This window comes from Streptomyces sp. NPDC023527 (assembly GCF_055560115.1).
On the sequence record NZ_JBVHJJ010000013.1, the window covers coordinates 76,337 to 92,242 of the forward strand.

7 protein-coding genes are annotated in these 15,906 nt (G+C 72.1%); 2 read left to right on the plus strand and 5 right to left on the minus strand.

The features are described 5' to 3' along the window. Positions 1-81: 81 nt before the first annotated feature. From ACZ303_RS24665 to ACZ303_RS24675, 3 genes are all read right to left on the minus strand, one after another. A complete protein-coding gene (locus ACZ303_RS24665; protein ID WP_467342441.1) occupies positions 82-1,518 on the minus strand; it encodes a glycoside hydrolase family 18 protein in 1,437 nt (478 codons plus the stop codon). A gap of 184 nt (positions 1,519-1,702) precedes the next feature. Further along, a complete protein-coding gene (locus ACZ303_RS24670; protein ID WP_467342443.1) occupies positions 1,703-3,127 on the minus strand; it encodes a sensor histidine kinase in 1,425 nt (474 codons plus the stop codon). After that, complete coding sequence (locus ACZ303_RS24675) at positions 3,124-3,864, minus strand: response regulator transcription factor (RefSeq protein WP_467342444.1); 741 nt, start codon at positions 3,862-3,864, stop codon at positions 3,124-3,126. The genes ACZ303_RS24670 and ACZ303_RS24675 overlap by 4 nt, the downstream gene beginning before the upstream one ends. 33 nt (positions 3,865-3,897) lie before the next feature. On the opposite strand from ACZ303_RS24675, the gene ACZ303_RS24680 reads away from it, so the two are divergent. Next, entirely contained in the window at positions 3,898-4,416 is a 519-nt protein-coding gene (locus ACZ303_RS24680) for a hypothetical protein (protein WP_467342445.1), read from the plus strand. Positions 4,417-4,446: 30 nt separating this feature from the next. On the opposite strand, the gene ACZ303_RS24685 is transcribed toward ACZ303_RS24680, so the two are convergent. After that, positions 4,447-4,938, minus strand: coding sequence for a hypothetical protein (locus tag ACZ303_RS24685; protein ID WP_467342447.1), 492 nt, complete (start codon positions 4,936-4,938; stop codon positions 4,447-4,449). 172 nt (positions 4,939-5,110) lie between these two features. Here ACZ303_RS24685 and ACZ303_RS24690 point away from each other — a divergent pair, with 172 nt between their 5' ends. Next, positions 5,111-8,128, plus strand: coding sequence for an AfsR/SARP family transcriptional regulator (locus tag ACZ303_RS24690; protein WP_467342449.1), 3,018 nt, complete (start codon positions 5,111-5,113; stop codon positions 8,126-8,128). A 35-nt stretch (positions 8,129-8,163) separates the two neighbouring features. On the opposite strand, the gene ACZ303_RS24695 is transcribed toward ACZ303_RS24690, so the two are convergent. Further along, positions 8,164-15,891 carry an amino acid adenylation domain-containing protein gene (locus ACZ303_RS24695; protein WP_467342452.1) on the minus strand — a complete coding sequence of 2,576 codons (7,728 nt, stop codon included), beginning with the start codon at positions 15,889-15,891 and terminating at the stop codon, positions 8,164-8,166. Positions 15,892-15,906 lie beyond the last annotated feature (15 nt).

Genomic DNA, 15,906 nt, shown 5'->3' on the forward strand with positions numbered 1-15,906 from the left:
CCGCACGCCGACCGTGAGGTGGGGGTGCCGTGCGTGCGGGGCGGTGTGGGGGGGTGTGGGGGGAAGCCGGGAGGGAGGACGTCAGCCCTGGAAGGCGGCGAACGCCTTCGTGAAGGCGAGTTCACCTTGCGGGATCGAGCTGCAGGTCGCGGAGGCGGAGTTCTGCGCGCCGCCCGGGCACTGCTTGTCGCGGGTGGCGGACCACATCGACAGCCGGCCGATCCCCTTGGCGCGGGCGAACTGCACCAGCTGGTCCGCGTCGTCGACCTTGAAGACCTCGGCCGCCACGTCGTTGACGCCGATCATCGGGGTGACCGCCACGGCCTTCCAGGCGGCCTTGTCGCTCAGTCCCAGGACACCCTTGACCTGCGCCTGGGTCGCGGTGGCCGCGTCGATCGCGTACTGCCCCATGTCGCCGCCGAAGGAGGGTCCGTAATCCATCGCCATGATGTTGACCGTGGAGACGGACACGCCGTTCTTCTTGGCGTTCTCGACCAGGTTCACGCCGTCCTGCGTGAGACCCGTGGGCATCACCGGCAGGGTGAAGGAGACGTCGAGGCCGGGGTGCTTCTTCTGGAGCGTGGCGACGGCTTGGGCGCGGCGGGTGTTGGCGGCCGTGTCGGGCAGCGCGCTCCCTTCGATGTCGAAGTCGACCTTGGTGAGCTTGTACGCGTCCACGACCTTGCCGTACGCGGCGGCGAGCTCGTCGGCGGAGGAGCAGGCTAGCCCCAGCTCGGAACCGGCGGCACCGCCGAACGAGACCCGTACGTCGCCGCCCGCCTCGCGCAGCGCGCCGATCCGCTGCGCCACGGGGTTGTCGCCGAGCTCGCTCACGCCGCCCCACTTGGGGGTACACCCGCCACCGGAGGTGATGAAGGCGAGGGTGAAGTCCTTGACGCCGGTCTTCTTCGCGGTGTCCAGGAGGTCGTACGGGGGGTTGAGGAGGGTGTCGACGTACGGGGAGAAGGCGGCGCTCTTGCCGCCGTCCGGAGCCTGCGAGGTCGCGGTCGGATCGGGCTGCGGCCGCGACGGATCGGAGGTGGGGTCGGACGTCGGGGCGGTGGGCTTCGCATCGGGCGAACCGTCCAGCGAGCACGTGCCGTTGTCGATCCGGCACGCGGCCGGGGCGCCGGCCGCTCCGTCACCGGCGGCGACGAATCCGACGGTCACGGACTTGCCGGGGGCGATGGTGCCGTTCCAGCTCTCCGGTTCGACGGTGACGCTCCGGCCGTTGACGGTGTGCTTGCCGTTCCACAGCGAGGTGATCTTCGTGCCTTCCGGGAGCTCGAACGTGAGCTTCCAGCCCGGCAGTTCCTCGGCCGTGTCGTTGGTGACCACGAACTGCCCGGTGTAGCCGCCCGTCCAGGAACCGGTGCGGGAGAAGGCCGCGCCGACCGTCGCGGCGCTCGCCGTGCCGGTGAGCGTGAACGCGGCGCCCGTCGCGAGCGCCACGGCGATGCCGATGCCGGTCAACTTCGCCTTGCGGCTCACTCGTCGACGATGTGCGGAGGAACTCATCGCGTACCTGCCTGTCATGTCGGGGGGTGACGCGGCAGCACGCTAGCGGGAACGAATCGGACCAATCGCCGAATCATCAGCTCGGGCCCGCTATTTATGGCGGGCTTAAGAAACGCATGGGTGACGGTTAAAGAAAGCGGGGCCCGTCAGCGAAGGGCGGGCGGGGGTCGGTGGGCGAGCCGGCTCAGGAGGTCCGCCGGCTCGTCCCCCGTCCCGCGCCGACGCGACGGATCCGGCGTATCCGGCGGCGCCGGTCGCCGCGTCGGGGCCGGCCTCCGCCGTCCAGCGAGAGCCACACCCGCACCTCGGTTCCGCCGAGCACCGACCGCCCGATCCGTACGTCACCCCCCGTGGACTCCGCGACCCGGCGCACGATGTCCAGGCCGAGACCGGTGGAGCCGGGGCCGCCGTCGCCGTGGCCGCGGCGCAGCGCGGCGTCCGGGTCCGCGATGCCGGGGCCCGCGTCGGAGACGAGCACGATCACGGCGTCCTCGCTGTGGTGCACGTCCACCGCGAAGGCGGTGCCCTCGGGGGTGTGCCGGAAGACGTTGCCGAGCATCGCGTCCAGGGCGGCGACGAGTTCGGGGCGGGCGACGGGGACCCGTACGGTCGCGTCGACGCCCGCGAGCCGCACGGTGCGCCCCTCGTCCTCGGCGAGCGCGGACCAGAAGGCCATCCGGTCACGGATCACCTCGCAGACGTCGCAGCCGAGCGTGGGCCGCTCCGTCCGCTCGTCCTGTTCGCGGGCGGTACGGATCAGCTGGTCGACCTCGCGTTCCAGCTGCGCGACGGCGGCGCGGGTCTGGTCGGCGGCCGGGCCGTCGCCGAGCGAGGCGGCGTTGAGGCGAAGGACGGTGAGCGGGGTGCGCAGCCGGTGCGAGAGGTCGGCGGCGAGCTCGCGTTCGTTGGAGAGGAGCTGCACGATCTTGTCGGCCATGGAGTTGAACGCGACGGCGGCGGCGCGCAGTTCCGCCGGGCCGTCCTCGCGCACGCGCACGCCCAGCTTCCCCTCCCCCAGTTCGGCGGCGGCTCTGGCGAGCCGCTCCGCCGGGCGGACGAGCCGCAGCCCGAGGCGGTCCGCGGTGACGAGGGAGCCGGCGATCAGCCCGAGGCCCACGCCGGCGAGGATCACCCAGGAGGTGGTGACGCCGTTGCCGACCGCGCGGTGCGGCACATAGACCTCGACCACCGCGAACTCGCCGGTGCTCAGGGCCGTCGGCTGGAGCAGGGCGTAGCCGCCGGGCACGGAGGTGACGGCGGAGCGGCCGCGGCGGGCCGTCTCCACATCGCGCGGGTCGGCCCGGCGGTGGCCGATGTCGTACGCCTCGTGCGTGTCGGGGCTCGTCCCCTTGCGTGTGCCGTCGTTGCCGGGCACATGGACGGCCATCCGCCCGTCCCCGCCGGCCTGTGAGCTGGCGACCGCCCGTTCCAGCTGGTCGCGGTCGGTGGTGATGGCGAGGGCGGGCCGTATCTGGGCCGCCTGCCGTTCGGCGTCGGCGAAGGCGCGGTCCCGGGCCAGCTCCCTGACCACCAGCCCGAGCGGCACGGCGAAGGCCAGCACCACCATCACCGTGACGGCCAGCGAAACCCTGATGAGGGCCCATCTCACGCCTGCTCCAAGGGTGCCTCCGGCGGTATCGGGGGCGGGCCCTGCGGGGGCTCCAGCTTCACCCCGACTCCGCGGACGGTGTGCAGGTAGCGCGGGCTGGCGGCGGTCTCGCCCAGTTTGCGGCGCAACCAGGACAAGTGCACATCGATGGTCTGGTCGTCACCGTAGGACTGCTGCCAGACCTCGGCGAGGAGTTCCTTGCGGGGTACGACGACGCCCGGGCGGCCGGCCAGATAGGCGAGCAGATCGAACTCACGCCGCGTCAGGTCGAGGGCGGTGCCGTCCAATTCCGCCAGCCGCCGCAACGGGTCGACCGACAGGCCGCCGACCCGCAGCGTCCCGGACGGCACCGGCTCGCCCGCCGCGCCGCCGCCCCGGCCCGTGCGGCGCAGCACGGCTGCCATGCGCGCGGTCAGGTGCGCCACGGAGAAGGGCTTGACCAGATAGTCGTCGGCGCCGTCGGTGAGCAGCCGGATGATCTCCGCCTCGTCGTCCCGCGCGGTGGCCACGATGACCGGCACATCGGTGATGCCGCGCAGCATCTTCAGCGCCTGTGCCCCGTCGAGATCCGGCAGGCCCAGGTCGAGGATGACCAGGTCGAAGCCGACCTGTGCCACTTCGCGTAACGCCTCCAGGGCGGTTCCGACGCTACGTACGCTGTGCGAAGCCTCGGTCAGCTGCCGGATGAGGGCGGAGCGCACGAACGGGTCGTCCTCGACTACGAGCAGTCTTGCCATGGGCCGCACCGTACGCCATACGAGTGAGGCACTATGAGCCAGGTGAGGCGAGGAATCATGCAGGCCCTGGCGTGGGCGCTGGCGACCGCGGCGGCCACGGCGGTGTCCTGGTACGGCGTGCGGACCGTGCTGGCGGGCACGGCGTACGAGCCGCCGCGCGCGCTGCCGATCTCCGGCACCGCGTCGCCCGCGGCGGGCGGGCCGGCCTCCTCGACCCGCGCCCCGGAGCCGTCGGCCTCCCCCTCGTCGCCGGGTTCGCCGTCGGCGCGGCGCGGCACGCCCGCGCCCGAGGCCGCGCGGAGCCCCGATGCCGCACCGTCGCCCGGCACCGGTGAGGTGAAGAGCTATGCGGTCCGGGGCGGCCGCGTGGTCTTCGATCTCGGTGCGAGCTCGGCCACGCTGGTCTCGGCGACGCCGGAGGAGGGTTGGCAGATGCGGGTGTGGAAGCAGAGCGCCTGGATCCGGGTGGACTTCGTGGCGGCCACGAGGACCACCTCGGTGTTCGTCACATGGAACGGCCATCCGCCGCGGGTCGAGACGGTGGAGGGGTGACCCTGCGCTGCCGACGGCAGGAGGACGCGCTCAACGGGCGGCAGGGCGGCGAAGCGGCTTCGTGTGGGGGCAGGTGCGGGCCTGGGCCGTGCGGGGGATGCGCATGCGGCGCAGGAGGTCGCGGGTCAGGCGGCGGTGCAGCGTGGTGCGCCAGGTGACGTCGGGGTAGCGGGCCCGTAGGTGCGACAGTGAGCGCGTGCCGAGTCCGCTGTGGTGGAAGCGTTCGTCGAGTACGACATCGGTGATCAGACCGTCGCCGCATTCGCCGCAGACCTGATAGGTGACCTGTCCGACCACCTTGCGGATGTGCACCAGGAGCAGGCACTGCCCCTCGTCGTGTCCGGGCGCGAGGGACTGGACGAACTCGACGTCGCGGTAGGCGACGATTCTACGGTGCCACCGGCCTTTGCCCCGGCCTGAGCGGCGGTGCCTGCCGGCACCGTGGGGATCGTGGGCGGCGGACATCCGGGCACGCAGTCGGCCGACCACAGCGGGCATGAGATGCGCTGGGTGTACCTGCATGGCGGCCGCCTGCCCCCTCTGCCCGGAAACAATCCCGCCTTCCCCCGGTCGCCGTTCCGGAGCCGGGGACGGAGCCCGCGTACGGCCCGTCGAGTACGGCGGCGGTGATGCCCGCGGACCGGGCGCCCCATATGATCACCAACATCCATGGGGACAAGGGGAGACGCCGCAATTGGCCACGCCGCACGAGGTGACGCGCATCCGTCTGCTCGGTCCTGTCCAGTACGTCTCGGCCCGGGGGGCGGACACCCGTCCCGGAGCTCCGGGGCCGCAGGCCGTACTGGCGGCCCTGGCGCTGCGCGCCGGGACCCTGGTGACCATCGACGAGCTGATCGACGAGCTGTACGACGACCGTCCGCCGTCCTCCGCCCGGCGGGTGATCGTGAACTATGTGCACCGGCTGCGGACGCACTTCGACCGTGTGGACGCGGACGGCGACGAGCGCCCGCCGGCGGTCATCGGCACCACGGACGACGGTTACATACTGCTGCTGCCCGAGGAGTGCGTGGACGCGCTGCGGTTCGGCCGGCTCACCGCGCGGGCCAGGCGCCGGGCCCGGGACGGTGACCCCTTGTCCGCCGTGGCCTGCCTGGAGGAGGCGCTCGGGATGTGGCGGGGCGCCGCTCTGGCGGGGCTGCCCGGGCCCGGTGCCGAGGACCAGCGTCGCGCGCTGACCGAGCAGCGCGCGTCCGCGGTGGAGCACCGTCTGGAGCTGCTGCTGGAGTGCGGGCGAAGCGCGGAGCTGGTGCCGGACATCCTGCGCGCCCTGGAGGCGTACCCGTACCGGGAGCGGTTGCACGGTGCCCTGATGCTGGCGCTCTACCGTTCCGGGCGCGGCGCCGAGGCGCTGCTGGCCTACGACGACGCCCGCCGGGTGCTCGCGGACGAGCTGGGCATCGACGCGGGCCCCGACCTCCGGGAGTTGCACGCCGCCATCCTGGCGGAGGACCGGGGGCTCCTCGCGGCCCCCTCCGCGGTGGACGAGGGGGCGCCGGCGCGGGCCGACCGGGTGCGGCCGGACGCTCGGGGCCCGCGAACGCCCGCTCAGCTGCCGCCCGTGCCCAGCGACTTCACCGGCCGTCACGAGCAGATATCCGCGCTGGTCTCCTCGCTCACCGGCGGTGCCGAGCACGCCGTCGCGGTCATCACGGGGATGGGCGGCGTCGGCAAGACCGCGCTGGCCCTTCGTACGGCGCACGCCGTCGCCGGCACCTATCCCGACGGACAGCTGTACGCGAATCTGCGCGGGCCCGACGGGGCTCCGTGCGACCCGGCCGGGATCCTGACGAGCTTTCTGACGTCACTGGGCGTTCCGCACGAGCGCTTCCCGGTGTCGCTCGCCGACCGCACGGCGCTGTTCCGTACCCTGCTGTCGCGGCGCGCCGTACTGGTCGTACTGGACAACGCCACCAGCGTGGCGCAGGTCGAACCGTTGCTGCCGGGCGCGGCCCAGTGCGCTGTGCTGATCACGGCCCGGGCGCTGGCGGCGATGCCCGTCACCCGCACCGTGCCCCTGGTGGGCCTGGGGCCCGACGAGGCCGTGGAGCTGATCGGCAAGGTCGCCGGGGCGCGGCGGCTGGAGGAGGAGCCGAGGGCCGTCGCGGCGCTGGCGGCGGCCTGCGGGTACCTGCCGCTGGCGCTGCGTGCGGCCGGGGCTCGCCTGGCGGCCCGCCCGGCGTGGACCGTCGACACGCTGCTGGCACGTGTGTCGGACCAGGCGCGGCTGCTCGGCGAGCTCCGGGTGGGAGAGCTGACGGTCGAGGCGGTCTTCGAGTTGTCGTTCTCCCAGCTGGCTCCCCGGCAGGCCCGTGCGTTCATGGCGCTGTCCATCCCGCACTGCACGCAGTTCGACGTCAAGGGCGCGGCCGCCGTTCTCGAACTGCCGGAACGGGACGCCGAGACGGTGCTGGAGGCGCTGGTCGACGCCGTGCTCCTGGAGACCCGCGCACCGGGCCGCTACCACTTCCACGACCTGGTCGGCGCGTACGCCCGGGCCAAGGCACAGGCGGAGCTGACCGAGCTGGAGCGCCGCGCGGTGGTGCTCCGGGCGGCCGACTACATGTGTGCCAGTGTCGTGGCCGCCGTACGGGCCTCGCAGCCTTTGGCCGGCCCGTTGACCGCGGAGATCCACCCCCGGCGGTCGGCGGGCGCGGACGTGGGCACCGGGCGCGAGGCGATGGTGTGGATGCGGGGCGCCATGCCCACGGTGGCCGCGGTCGTCGAGCAGGCCGCGGCCTGTGGTGACCCCGACGCGGTGGCGCTGGCCGTGGACATCATGACGCTCGTGCCCTGCTTCGAGGAGATCGTGCCGCTGGGGTCGCTCGCGCACGCCGCCATCGCGCTGGTCCCCGCCGCCCAGAAGCACTGCGGCGGGGTCATCGCGGGCACCGCCCACTACGCGGCGGGAGTGATCCTCAAGAAGCACTCCTCCCCCGAGTCCCTCCACCGCTCACGGGCGCACCTGTTGAAGGTCCTTGACCTCTTCGACGACGCCCCCGACCCGCGCGACGGCCACCGGCCGTTCCTGCTGGTCCTGTTCACCCTGTCGATGCTGGCCCAGCTGGAGCTCCAGTTCGGGAACTTCGCGTCGGCCCGCGCCTTCGCGGAGCGGTCGGTGGCCCTCGCGGCGGCCAGCGGCGATCGGGAGCTGGTGGCGCGCCGGCGCACCATCCTGCTCCAGATAGAGGTCGAGGATCCGGACCGGCGGATGGATCTGGACCGGATCGGGGCGGAGTGCCGGGAGTTGGCGGGAATCTTCACCCGGACCAACGACGAGAAGTGGCTCATCAGGATGATGATGACGGAGGCGGACAGCGTCCTGCGCGGCGGCGAGCACGCGGCGGCGGCCCGGCTGTACCACCGGGTGCTGGAACGGGCCCGGGACAGTGCCCACGCCCGCAACGAGACGGAGTGTCTGTTCCGGCTCTCCGAGGCGCTCCTGGCGACCGGGGACACCGGGGGTGCCGTCGACACGGCGCGGGAGGCCCTGGCCGGCGCGCAGCTGGCCCAGGAACCGCTGCTGATGGCGCACAGCCATCAGGCTCTCGGCCGGGCCCTGCGGGCGGTGCGCGAGGAGGCGACGGCCGACGCGCACCTGGCGCAGGCCGAGGAGCTGTACCGGGGGCTGCGAGGGGCGGCGGAGATGGCGGCGGGAGCCATGGCGGGATCCCGTCCGGGTGCGGTGTCGTAGCACCCGGACGGGACGCGGTCACCTCGGTGCGGGCCTCACCGCCCGTGTCGCCGCAACCAGTCGGCCAGTACGGGGCCGATCTCGGCGAGGCGGTCCGGCCGGGTCAGCTCGCCGTGCGCTCCCCGTACGGGCGTGACCTCGATCCGGCCCGTCACATGCGGGCGCCAGTCGTGCGGGCGGGCCGAGCCCGGGGCCTTGTCCTCGGTCGCCTCGAAGACCAGCACATCGCCCCGGAACGTCCTCGGTACGAAGCCGTCCTGCAAGCGGGCGTTGTGGGCGAACACGCGGACCATGGCCGCGAGGCCCCGGTCCCCGAGCAGCGCGAGCGGGTCGGTGAGGTCGGCGGACGAGTCCGGCCGGTGTCCCAGTGACCGGTGTCCCAGTGACCGGTGTCCCAGTGAGGCGAACAGGGCCTGCCTGAGCTCCGCCTCATCCGCCGACTCCGCTCCCGGTCCGCCCGGCTCGCCCGCGGTCCGCTCCGCCGGAACGCCACTGGCGGGCGGGTAGCTGTCGAGCAGTACGAGGGAGTCGACCCGCTGCCCCTCCTCCTGGAGCCGCACGGCCATCTCGTGGGCCACGACACCGCCGAAGGACCAGCCGAGCAGGGAGTACGGGCCCTCCGGCCGCACGGACCGGAGCTGTGCCAGGTATGCCTCCACCATCTCGGCCATGCTCTTGGGAGCGGCGTCCGGTCGCGTGAGCCCGTGCGCCTGGAGACCGTACAAGGGCTGGTCGGACGGCAGGTGCCGGAGCAGCCCGGAGTACACCCAGCTGACGCCCGCCGCCGGGTGGACGCAGAAGAGCGGCGGGGCGGCGGCGTCCGGGAGAGGCGCACGGGCCGGCCGGCGCACCGTGCGCAGCGGCAGCAGAACGGCGAGCGAGTCCTCCCGCCGGCCCTCGGCGGTGGTGAGCCGCTCGGCGAGGTCGGCGACGGTGGGGGCGTCGAACAGGGTCCGGATGTCCAGCTCGGCCCCCAGCACCGAACGCACCCGGCCGATCAGCCGCATCGCGAGCATCGAGTGGCCGCCGAGTGCGAAGAAGTCGTCGTCGACCCCCACCGCGGGCACCTCGAGCACCTGCGCGAACAGCCCGCACAGCAGTTCCTCGCGTACCGTCCGCGGACCGCGCCGGCCCACCGCCGCCCCGTCGTCCGGCGCGGGCAGGGCCCGCCGGTCCAGCTTTCCCCGTGAGGTCAGCGGCAGGGCGTCCAGGAAGACGAACGCCGACGGCACCATGTGGCGCGGCAGTCTCTCCGCCGCGAACCGGCGCAGCGCGCCCGGGTCCAGGACCCCGCCCGCCTCACCGTCGGGGCCGGCGACCACGTACGCCACCAGGCGGCGGTCGCCCGGGCGGTCCTCGCGGACGCTCACGGCCACGTGGCCGACCGCCGCGTGCCCGGCGAGGACCTCCTCCACCTCGCCCGGCTCGATCCGGAACCCCCGGACCTTCACCTGGTCGTCGGCGCGGCCCACGTACTCCAGCACCCCGTCGGCGTGCCATCTGACCAGATCCCCGGTGCGGTACATCCGCTCGCCGGGCCGACCGAACGGGCAGGCCACGAACCGCCGCGCCGACAGGGCCGGGCGGCCCACGTAACCGCGTGCCACGCCCGTACCCGCCAGATACAGCTCGCCGACCACCCCGACCGGGACCGGCCGGAGCCGCTCGTCGAGCACGTACACGCGGTTGTTGCCCATGGGGCGGCCGATCGTCGGCCGCTCGTGGTCCGCGGCGGTCGCGTAGGAGACGTACACCGTTCCCTCCGTCGGGCCGTAGCCGTTGACGGTGACCGTGCCGGGTACGGCCCGCAGGTCGGTCCACAGGGCCTGGTCGCAGCCCTCGCCCCCGAGCTCGATGACGCGCGGGCGCGACGCCTGCCCGTCGGACAGCAGGCCCGCCGCCAGCAACTGACGGCAGTAGGTGGGCGACACCTCCAGGTAGTCGATGGCCTCGGAGGCGACGTACTCGACCAGCGCCCGCGGGTCGCGGCGGGTCTCGTCGTCGATGAGGTGCAGCTCGTGGCCGCCCATCATCCACAGCAGCGGGCACCAGGAGGAGTCGAACGTCAACGGCCCGGTCAGCGCGGCCCGGATCCTCCGGCCGTCCGCCGTCTGGGGTGCGTGGACCTCGCCGAGGTGGCCGTGGAACAGGTTGGCCAGGCTGTGGTGTTCGACCGCCACGCCCTTCGGTCGCCCGGTCGAACCGGATGTGTAGATCACGTACGCGAGGTGGTCCGCGCTCAGCCGGGTCCGCCGGTCGCCGGGGCCGGGGTCGACGGGCGCGTGCCGCGCGAGGGTGGCGCGCACGGTGGGGTCGTCGAGGGGCAGCAGCGGCGGTGTCGTCCCACAGTGCGGCCGGAGCCGGGCGGCCTGATCCATGTCCGTCAGCAGGACCGCCGGTGCGGCGTCGTCCAGCATGAGGGCCAGCCGGTCCAGCGGGTACTCCGGATCCAGCGGCACATAGCAGGCGCCCGCCTTGAGGACGGCGAGCAGGGCGACGATGTGCTCGCCGGTGCGTGGCAGCAGGGTGGCCACATGCTGCTCCGGCCCCACGCCCTGGCCTATCAGCAGCCGGGCCAGCTGGTTGGCCCTGTTGTTCAGCTCCTGGAACGTCAGCGTGCCCCGCGCGTCGACGAGCGCCGTGGCGTCGGGGGCACGCCGCACCTGCTCCTCGAAGGTCTCGTGCAGCAGACGGTCGTCGGGCAGGGTGCGATCGGTGTCGTTCCACCGCACCAGGAGGCGGTCCCGCTCCAGCGGCGAGAGCAGCTCCAGCGCCCCGATGGGGGCATCGGGGTTCGCGACGGCGGCATCGAGGACGCGGATGAGGTGCCGGGTCAGGGATTCGGCGGTGGAGCGGTCGAACAGGTCGGTGGAGTAGTGCAGCAGACCGTCGACGCCACAGGGCGCCCTCTCCTCGTCGCGGCTCTCCGCGAAGGTGAAGTCCAGATCGAATTTGGTGGGTGCGGCGTCGAATTGCCGGGGGGTGACGGTGGTGCCGGGGAGGTCGAGGGTCCCTTCGGCGTTGTTCTGGAGGACCAGCATGGTCTGGAACAGCGGATGCCGGGCGGCGGTACGGTCCGGGTTGAGCTCCTTCACCAACCGCTCGAAGGGCAGATCCTGGTGCGCGAAGGCCGCCAAGTCGCCCTCCCGCACCCGCTGGAGGAGCTGCGAGAACGTCGGATCACCCGAGGTGTCCGTACGCAGCACCAGAGTGTTCACGAAGAACCCGACGAGATCGTCCAGCGCTTCGTCGCCACGGCCGGCCGTGGCCGTGCCGAGGGGAATGTCGTCGCCCGCGCCGAGGCGCGTCAGCAGTGCGGCCAGCGCGGCCTGAAGGGTCATGAAGAGGGTGGCGCCGTGGCTGCGGGAGAGGGTGTCGAGCCGCGCGTGGAGGTCGGCGGGGAGGTGGAAGCGGACCAGTCCGCCGGTGTGGGTCGGTTGCGCGGGGCGGGGGCGGTCGGCGGGGAGGGCGAGCTCCTGAGGGAGCTCGGCCAGGGCATGGGCCCAGAACTCGGCCTGCTCCGCCCCTGTGTCCTCGAGGAGGTCGCGCTGCCACAGCGCGTAGTCGGCGTACTGCGCCGGCAGCGGCTGCCACCCAGGTTCCCCACCGTTCAGGCGGGCCCGGTAGGCGGTGGAAAGATCCCGCAGCAGCGGCGCCTCCGACCAACCGTCGCTGGCGATGTGATGCAACGTCAGCAGCAGCACGTGCTCGTCATGGCCGGTCGAGAACAAGGCCACGCGGAACGGCAGCTCGGCGGCGAGGTCGAACGAGGTGAAAGCCGAAGCATGGACCATGGAAGGCAGGTCCTCGGCGGCACACCGCACCACCGTCACCTTCACCGAGGCGTCCTCGGGCGCCGCGATCACCTGCCGGGCCTCGCCCTCGGCAGCGGGAAACGTCGTACGCAGCGCCTCGTGGCGGGCCACTACGTCGTCGACCGCCGCCTGCAGGGCTTGGACATCGACCGGGCCCTGGATCCGGAAGGCGAAGGGGGCGTTGTAGGTCGGGCTCTGCTCCAGACGGTCCAGGAACCACAACCGCTGCTGAGCGAACGACAACGGCAACACCTCCGGCCGTGAGCCGGGCGTGAGCGCGGGACGAGCAGCAGCCCCCTCCGCCAGCCGCCCCGCCAGACCTGCCACCGTCGGCGCCGAGAACAGCTCTCGGACCCCCAGCTCCACACCCAGCACCGACCGGATACGGCCCAGCAGCCGAGTGGCGAGCAGCGAGTGGCCCCCCAGGGCGAAGAAGTTGTCGTGGACGCCTACGCCCGGGACCTCGAGGACCTGCGCGAACAGCACGCACAGCAACTCCTCCTGCACAGAACGTGGACCACGCCCCTCACCACCACTCCGCTCCACGGCCGATGCCTCAAGGGCTCGCCTGCGCTCTCCCGTCCGCCCCAGAAGCGCCCGCTCCTGCTCCGCCGACTCGAAAACCTCCAGCGAGCCGACAGCGACATCCGGATCCGTGGTGACGGAATCGAAGAGACGCAGCAGGCGCTGAGTGAGGGCCTTCGCCGTGGAGTGGTCGAAGAGGTCGGCGGAGTAGTGCAGCAGGCCGTCCATGCCGTACGGCGTCCCGTCCTCGCCGTGATGCTCCGCGAAGCCCCAGCTGAGGTCGAATTTGGTCGGCGCGTTGTCGAGTGGCCGGGGGGTGACGGTGGCGCCGGGGAGGTCGAGGGTTCCCTCGGCGTTGTTCTGGAGGACCAGCATGGTCTGGAACAACGGGTGCCGGGCGGCGGTACGGTCCGGGTTGAGCTCCTTCACCAACCGCTCGAAGGGCAGATCCTGGTGGGCGAACGCCGCCAGATCGCCCTCCCGCACCCGTCGCAGCAGCTCCGAGAACGTCGGATCACCCGAGGTGTCCGTACGCAGCACCAGAGTGTTCACGAAGAAGCCGACGAGGTCATCGAGCGCCTCATCGCCGCGGCCGGCCGTCGCCGTACCCAGCGGCACATCCGTCCCCGCACCCACACGCGTCAGCAGAGTCGCCAGAGCGGCCTGGAGAACCATGAAGATCGTCGCATCGTGGTCGCGGGCCAGCGACACGAGACGGGTGTGCAGCGGTGCCGGAACGCTGAAGGGGATGAGTCCGCCCGTGTGGGTCGGTTGGGCGGGGCGGGGGCGGTCGGTGGGGAGGGCGAGCTCCTGGGGGAGATCGGCCAGAGCGCGGGTCCAGAACTCCTTCTGTTCCGTCCCCACGGTGTTCAAAAGCTCTCGCTGCCACAGCGCGTAGTCGGCGTACTGCACGGGCAGCGGCTGCCACCCCGGTTCCCCACCGTTCAGGCGGGCCCGGTAGGCGGCGGACAGATCCCGTAGCAACGGCGCCTCGGACCAACCGTCGCTGGCGATGTGATGCAACGTCAGCAGCAGTACGTTCTCGTCAGGGCCGGTCGAGAACAAGGTCACGCGGAACGGCAGCTCGGCGGCAAGGTCGAAGGGCCTGAAGGCCGTGGCATGGAACCGCGCGGACATCTCTTCGTCGGAACACCGCACCACATCGATGCCCACGCTCGCCCGGTCGGCCCCCAGCACGCGCTGGAACGGTTCGCCGTCAGCCATGGGGTAGACCGTGCGCAGTGCCTCATGGCGGGCGACCACATCGCCGACGGCCGCCTGCAACGCTTCCACGTCGACAGCACCCTGGATCCGGAAGGCGAAGGGGGCGTTGTAGGTCGGGCTCTGCTCCAGACGGTCCAGGAACCACAACCGCTGCTGAGCGAACGACAAGGGCAACACCTCCGGCCGTGAGCCGGCTGTGAGCGCGGGACGAGGAGGCGCCCCCTCCGCCAGCCGCCCCGCCAGACCCGCCACCGTCGGCGCCGAGAACAACGCGCGAACACCCAGCTCCACACCCAGCACCGACCGGATACGGCCCAGCAGCCGAGTGGCGAGCAGCGAGTGCCCTCCCAGGGCGAAGAAGTTGTCGTCCACCCCTACGACGGAAACGTTGAGCACCTGGGCGAACAGCCCGCACAGCAGCTCCTCCTGAACAGAGCGTGGACCACGCCCATCACCCCCGCTCCGTACCACCGTCGACGACTCAATGGCTCGTCGGCGCTCCCCCGCCCGCTCCAGGAGCGCCCGCTCCTGCTCCGCCGACTCGAAAACCTCCAGCGAGCCGACAGCGACATCCGGATCCGTGGTGACGGAATCGAGGAGGCGTACGAGGAGACGCGACAGGGATGTCGCGGTGGAGTGGTCGAACAGGTCCGTGGCGAACTGGAGGACTCCCGCGATCCCCGCAGGGCGTCCTTCCGCGTCCCGCTGTTCCGTGAGGCTCCAGCCGAGGTCGAATTTGGTGGGTGCGGTGTCGAACTGCCGGGGGGTGACGGCGGCGCCGGGGAGGTCGAGGGTTCCTTCCGCGTTGTTCTGGAGGACCAGCATGGTCTGGAACAGCGGGTGCCGGGCGGCGGTACGGTCCGGGTTGAGCTCCTTCACCAACCGCTCGAAGGGCAGATCCTGGTGCGCGAAGGCCGCCAGGTCGCCCTCCCGCACCCGCTGGAGGAGCTGCGAGAACGTCGGATCACCCGAGGTGTCCGTACGCAGCACCAAAGTGTTCACGAAGAAGCCGACGAGATCGTCCAGCGCCTCATCGCCGCGGCCGGCCGTCGCCGTACCCAGCGGCACATCCGTCCCCGCACCCACACGCGTCAGCAGAGTCGCCAGAGCGGCCTGAAGAACCATGAAGAGGGTCGCGCCATGGTTGAGGGCCAGGCACTCCAGGCGAGCGTGGAGTTCGGCGGGAATGGGGAAGTGGATGAGTCCACCGGTGTGCGTGGGTTGCGTGGGGCGGGGGCGGTCGGTGGGGAGGGCGAGTTCCTGAGGGAGGTCGGCCAGGGTGCGGGTCCAGAACTCCGCCTGCTCCTCCCCTATGCCGTCAAGCAGCTCGCGCTGCCACAGCGCGTAGTCGGCGTACTGCACCGGCAGCGGCAGCCACCCCGGTGCCCTGCCATCCTGACGCGCCCGGTAGGCGGTGGACAGATCCCGCAGCAGCGGTGCCTCCGACCAACCGTCGCTGGCAATGTGATGCAGCGCCAACAACAGCACGTGCTCGTCACAGCCGGCTGAGAACAAGGTCACACGGAACGGCAGTTCGGCAGCGAGATCGAAAGAGGCGAACGCGGACGCCTGGACCATGGAAGGCAGGTCCTCGGCAGCGCATTCCACGGTCCCCACCTTCACCGTGGCGTGCTCGGGCGCCGTGATCACCTGGCGCGCCTCACCGCCCGCGGCGGGGAACGTCGTACGCAGTGCCTCGTGGCGGGCCACCACATCGTCGACAGCCGCTTGCAGCGCGACCGTGTCGACCGGGCCCTGGATCCGGAAGGCGAAGGGGGCGTTGTAGGTCGGGCTCTGCTCCAGACGGTCCAGGAACCACAACCGCTGCTGAGCGAACGACAAGGGCAGCACCTCCGGCCGCACCCCCGCCACCACCGCGGGACGAGCGGCCGCACCTTCGTCCAGCCGTCCCGCCAGACCCGCCACCGTCGGCGCCGAGAACAGCTCTCGGACCCCCAGCTCCACACCCAGCACCGAGCGGATACGGCTCAGCAGCTGAGCCGCTCTCAACGAGTGGCCTCCCAGGGCGAAGAAGTTGTCGTCCACCCCTACGACGGGAACGTTGAGCACCTGGGCGAACAGCCCGCACAGCAGCTCCTCCCGCACCGACCGCGGTCCTCGGCCGCCGCGTCCGGAGTCACCGCCGCCATAACCTCGCTCGTCCGTCTGTTCCGCCGACAGGTTCCGCACTTCAGTCACGACACTTCCTTGGAG

Bases quoted from the DNA above. Each gene is read 5' to 3' on its own strand.
- ACZ303_RS24685 (WP_467342447.1), bottom strand. From the start codon at position 4,938: ATGCAGGTACACCCAGCGCATCTCATGCCCGCTGTGGTCGGCCGACTG.
- ACZ303_RS24665 (WP_467342441.1), bottom strand. From the start codon at position 1,518: ATGAGTTCCTCCGCACATCGTCGACGAGTGAGCCGCAAGGCGAAGTTG.
- ACZ303_RS24675 (WP_467342444.1), bottom strand. From the start codon at position 3,864: ATGGCAAGACTGCTCGTAGTCGAGGACGACCCGTTCGTGCGCTCCGCC.
- ACZ303_RS24680 (WP_467342445.1), top strand. From the start codon at position 3,898: ATGAGCCAGGTGAGGCGAGGAATCATGCAGGCCCTGGCGTGGGCGCTG.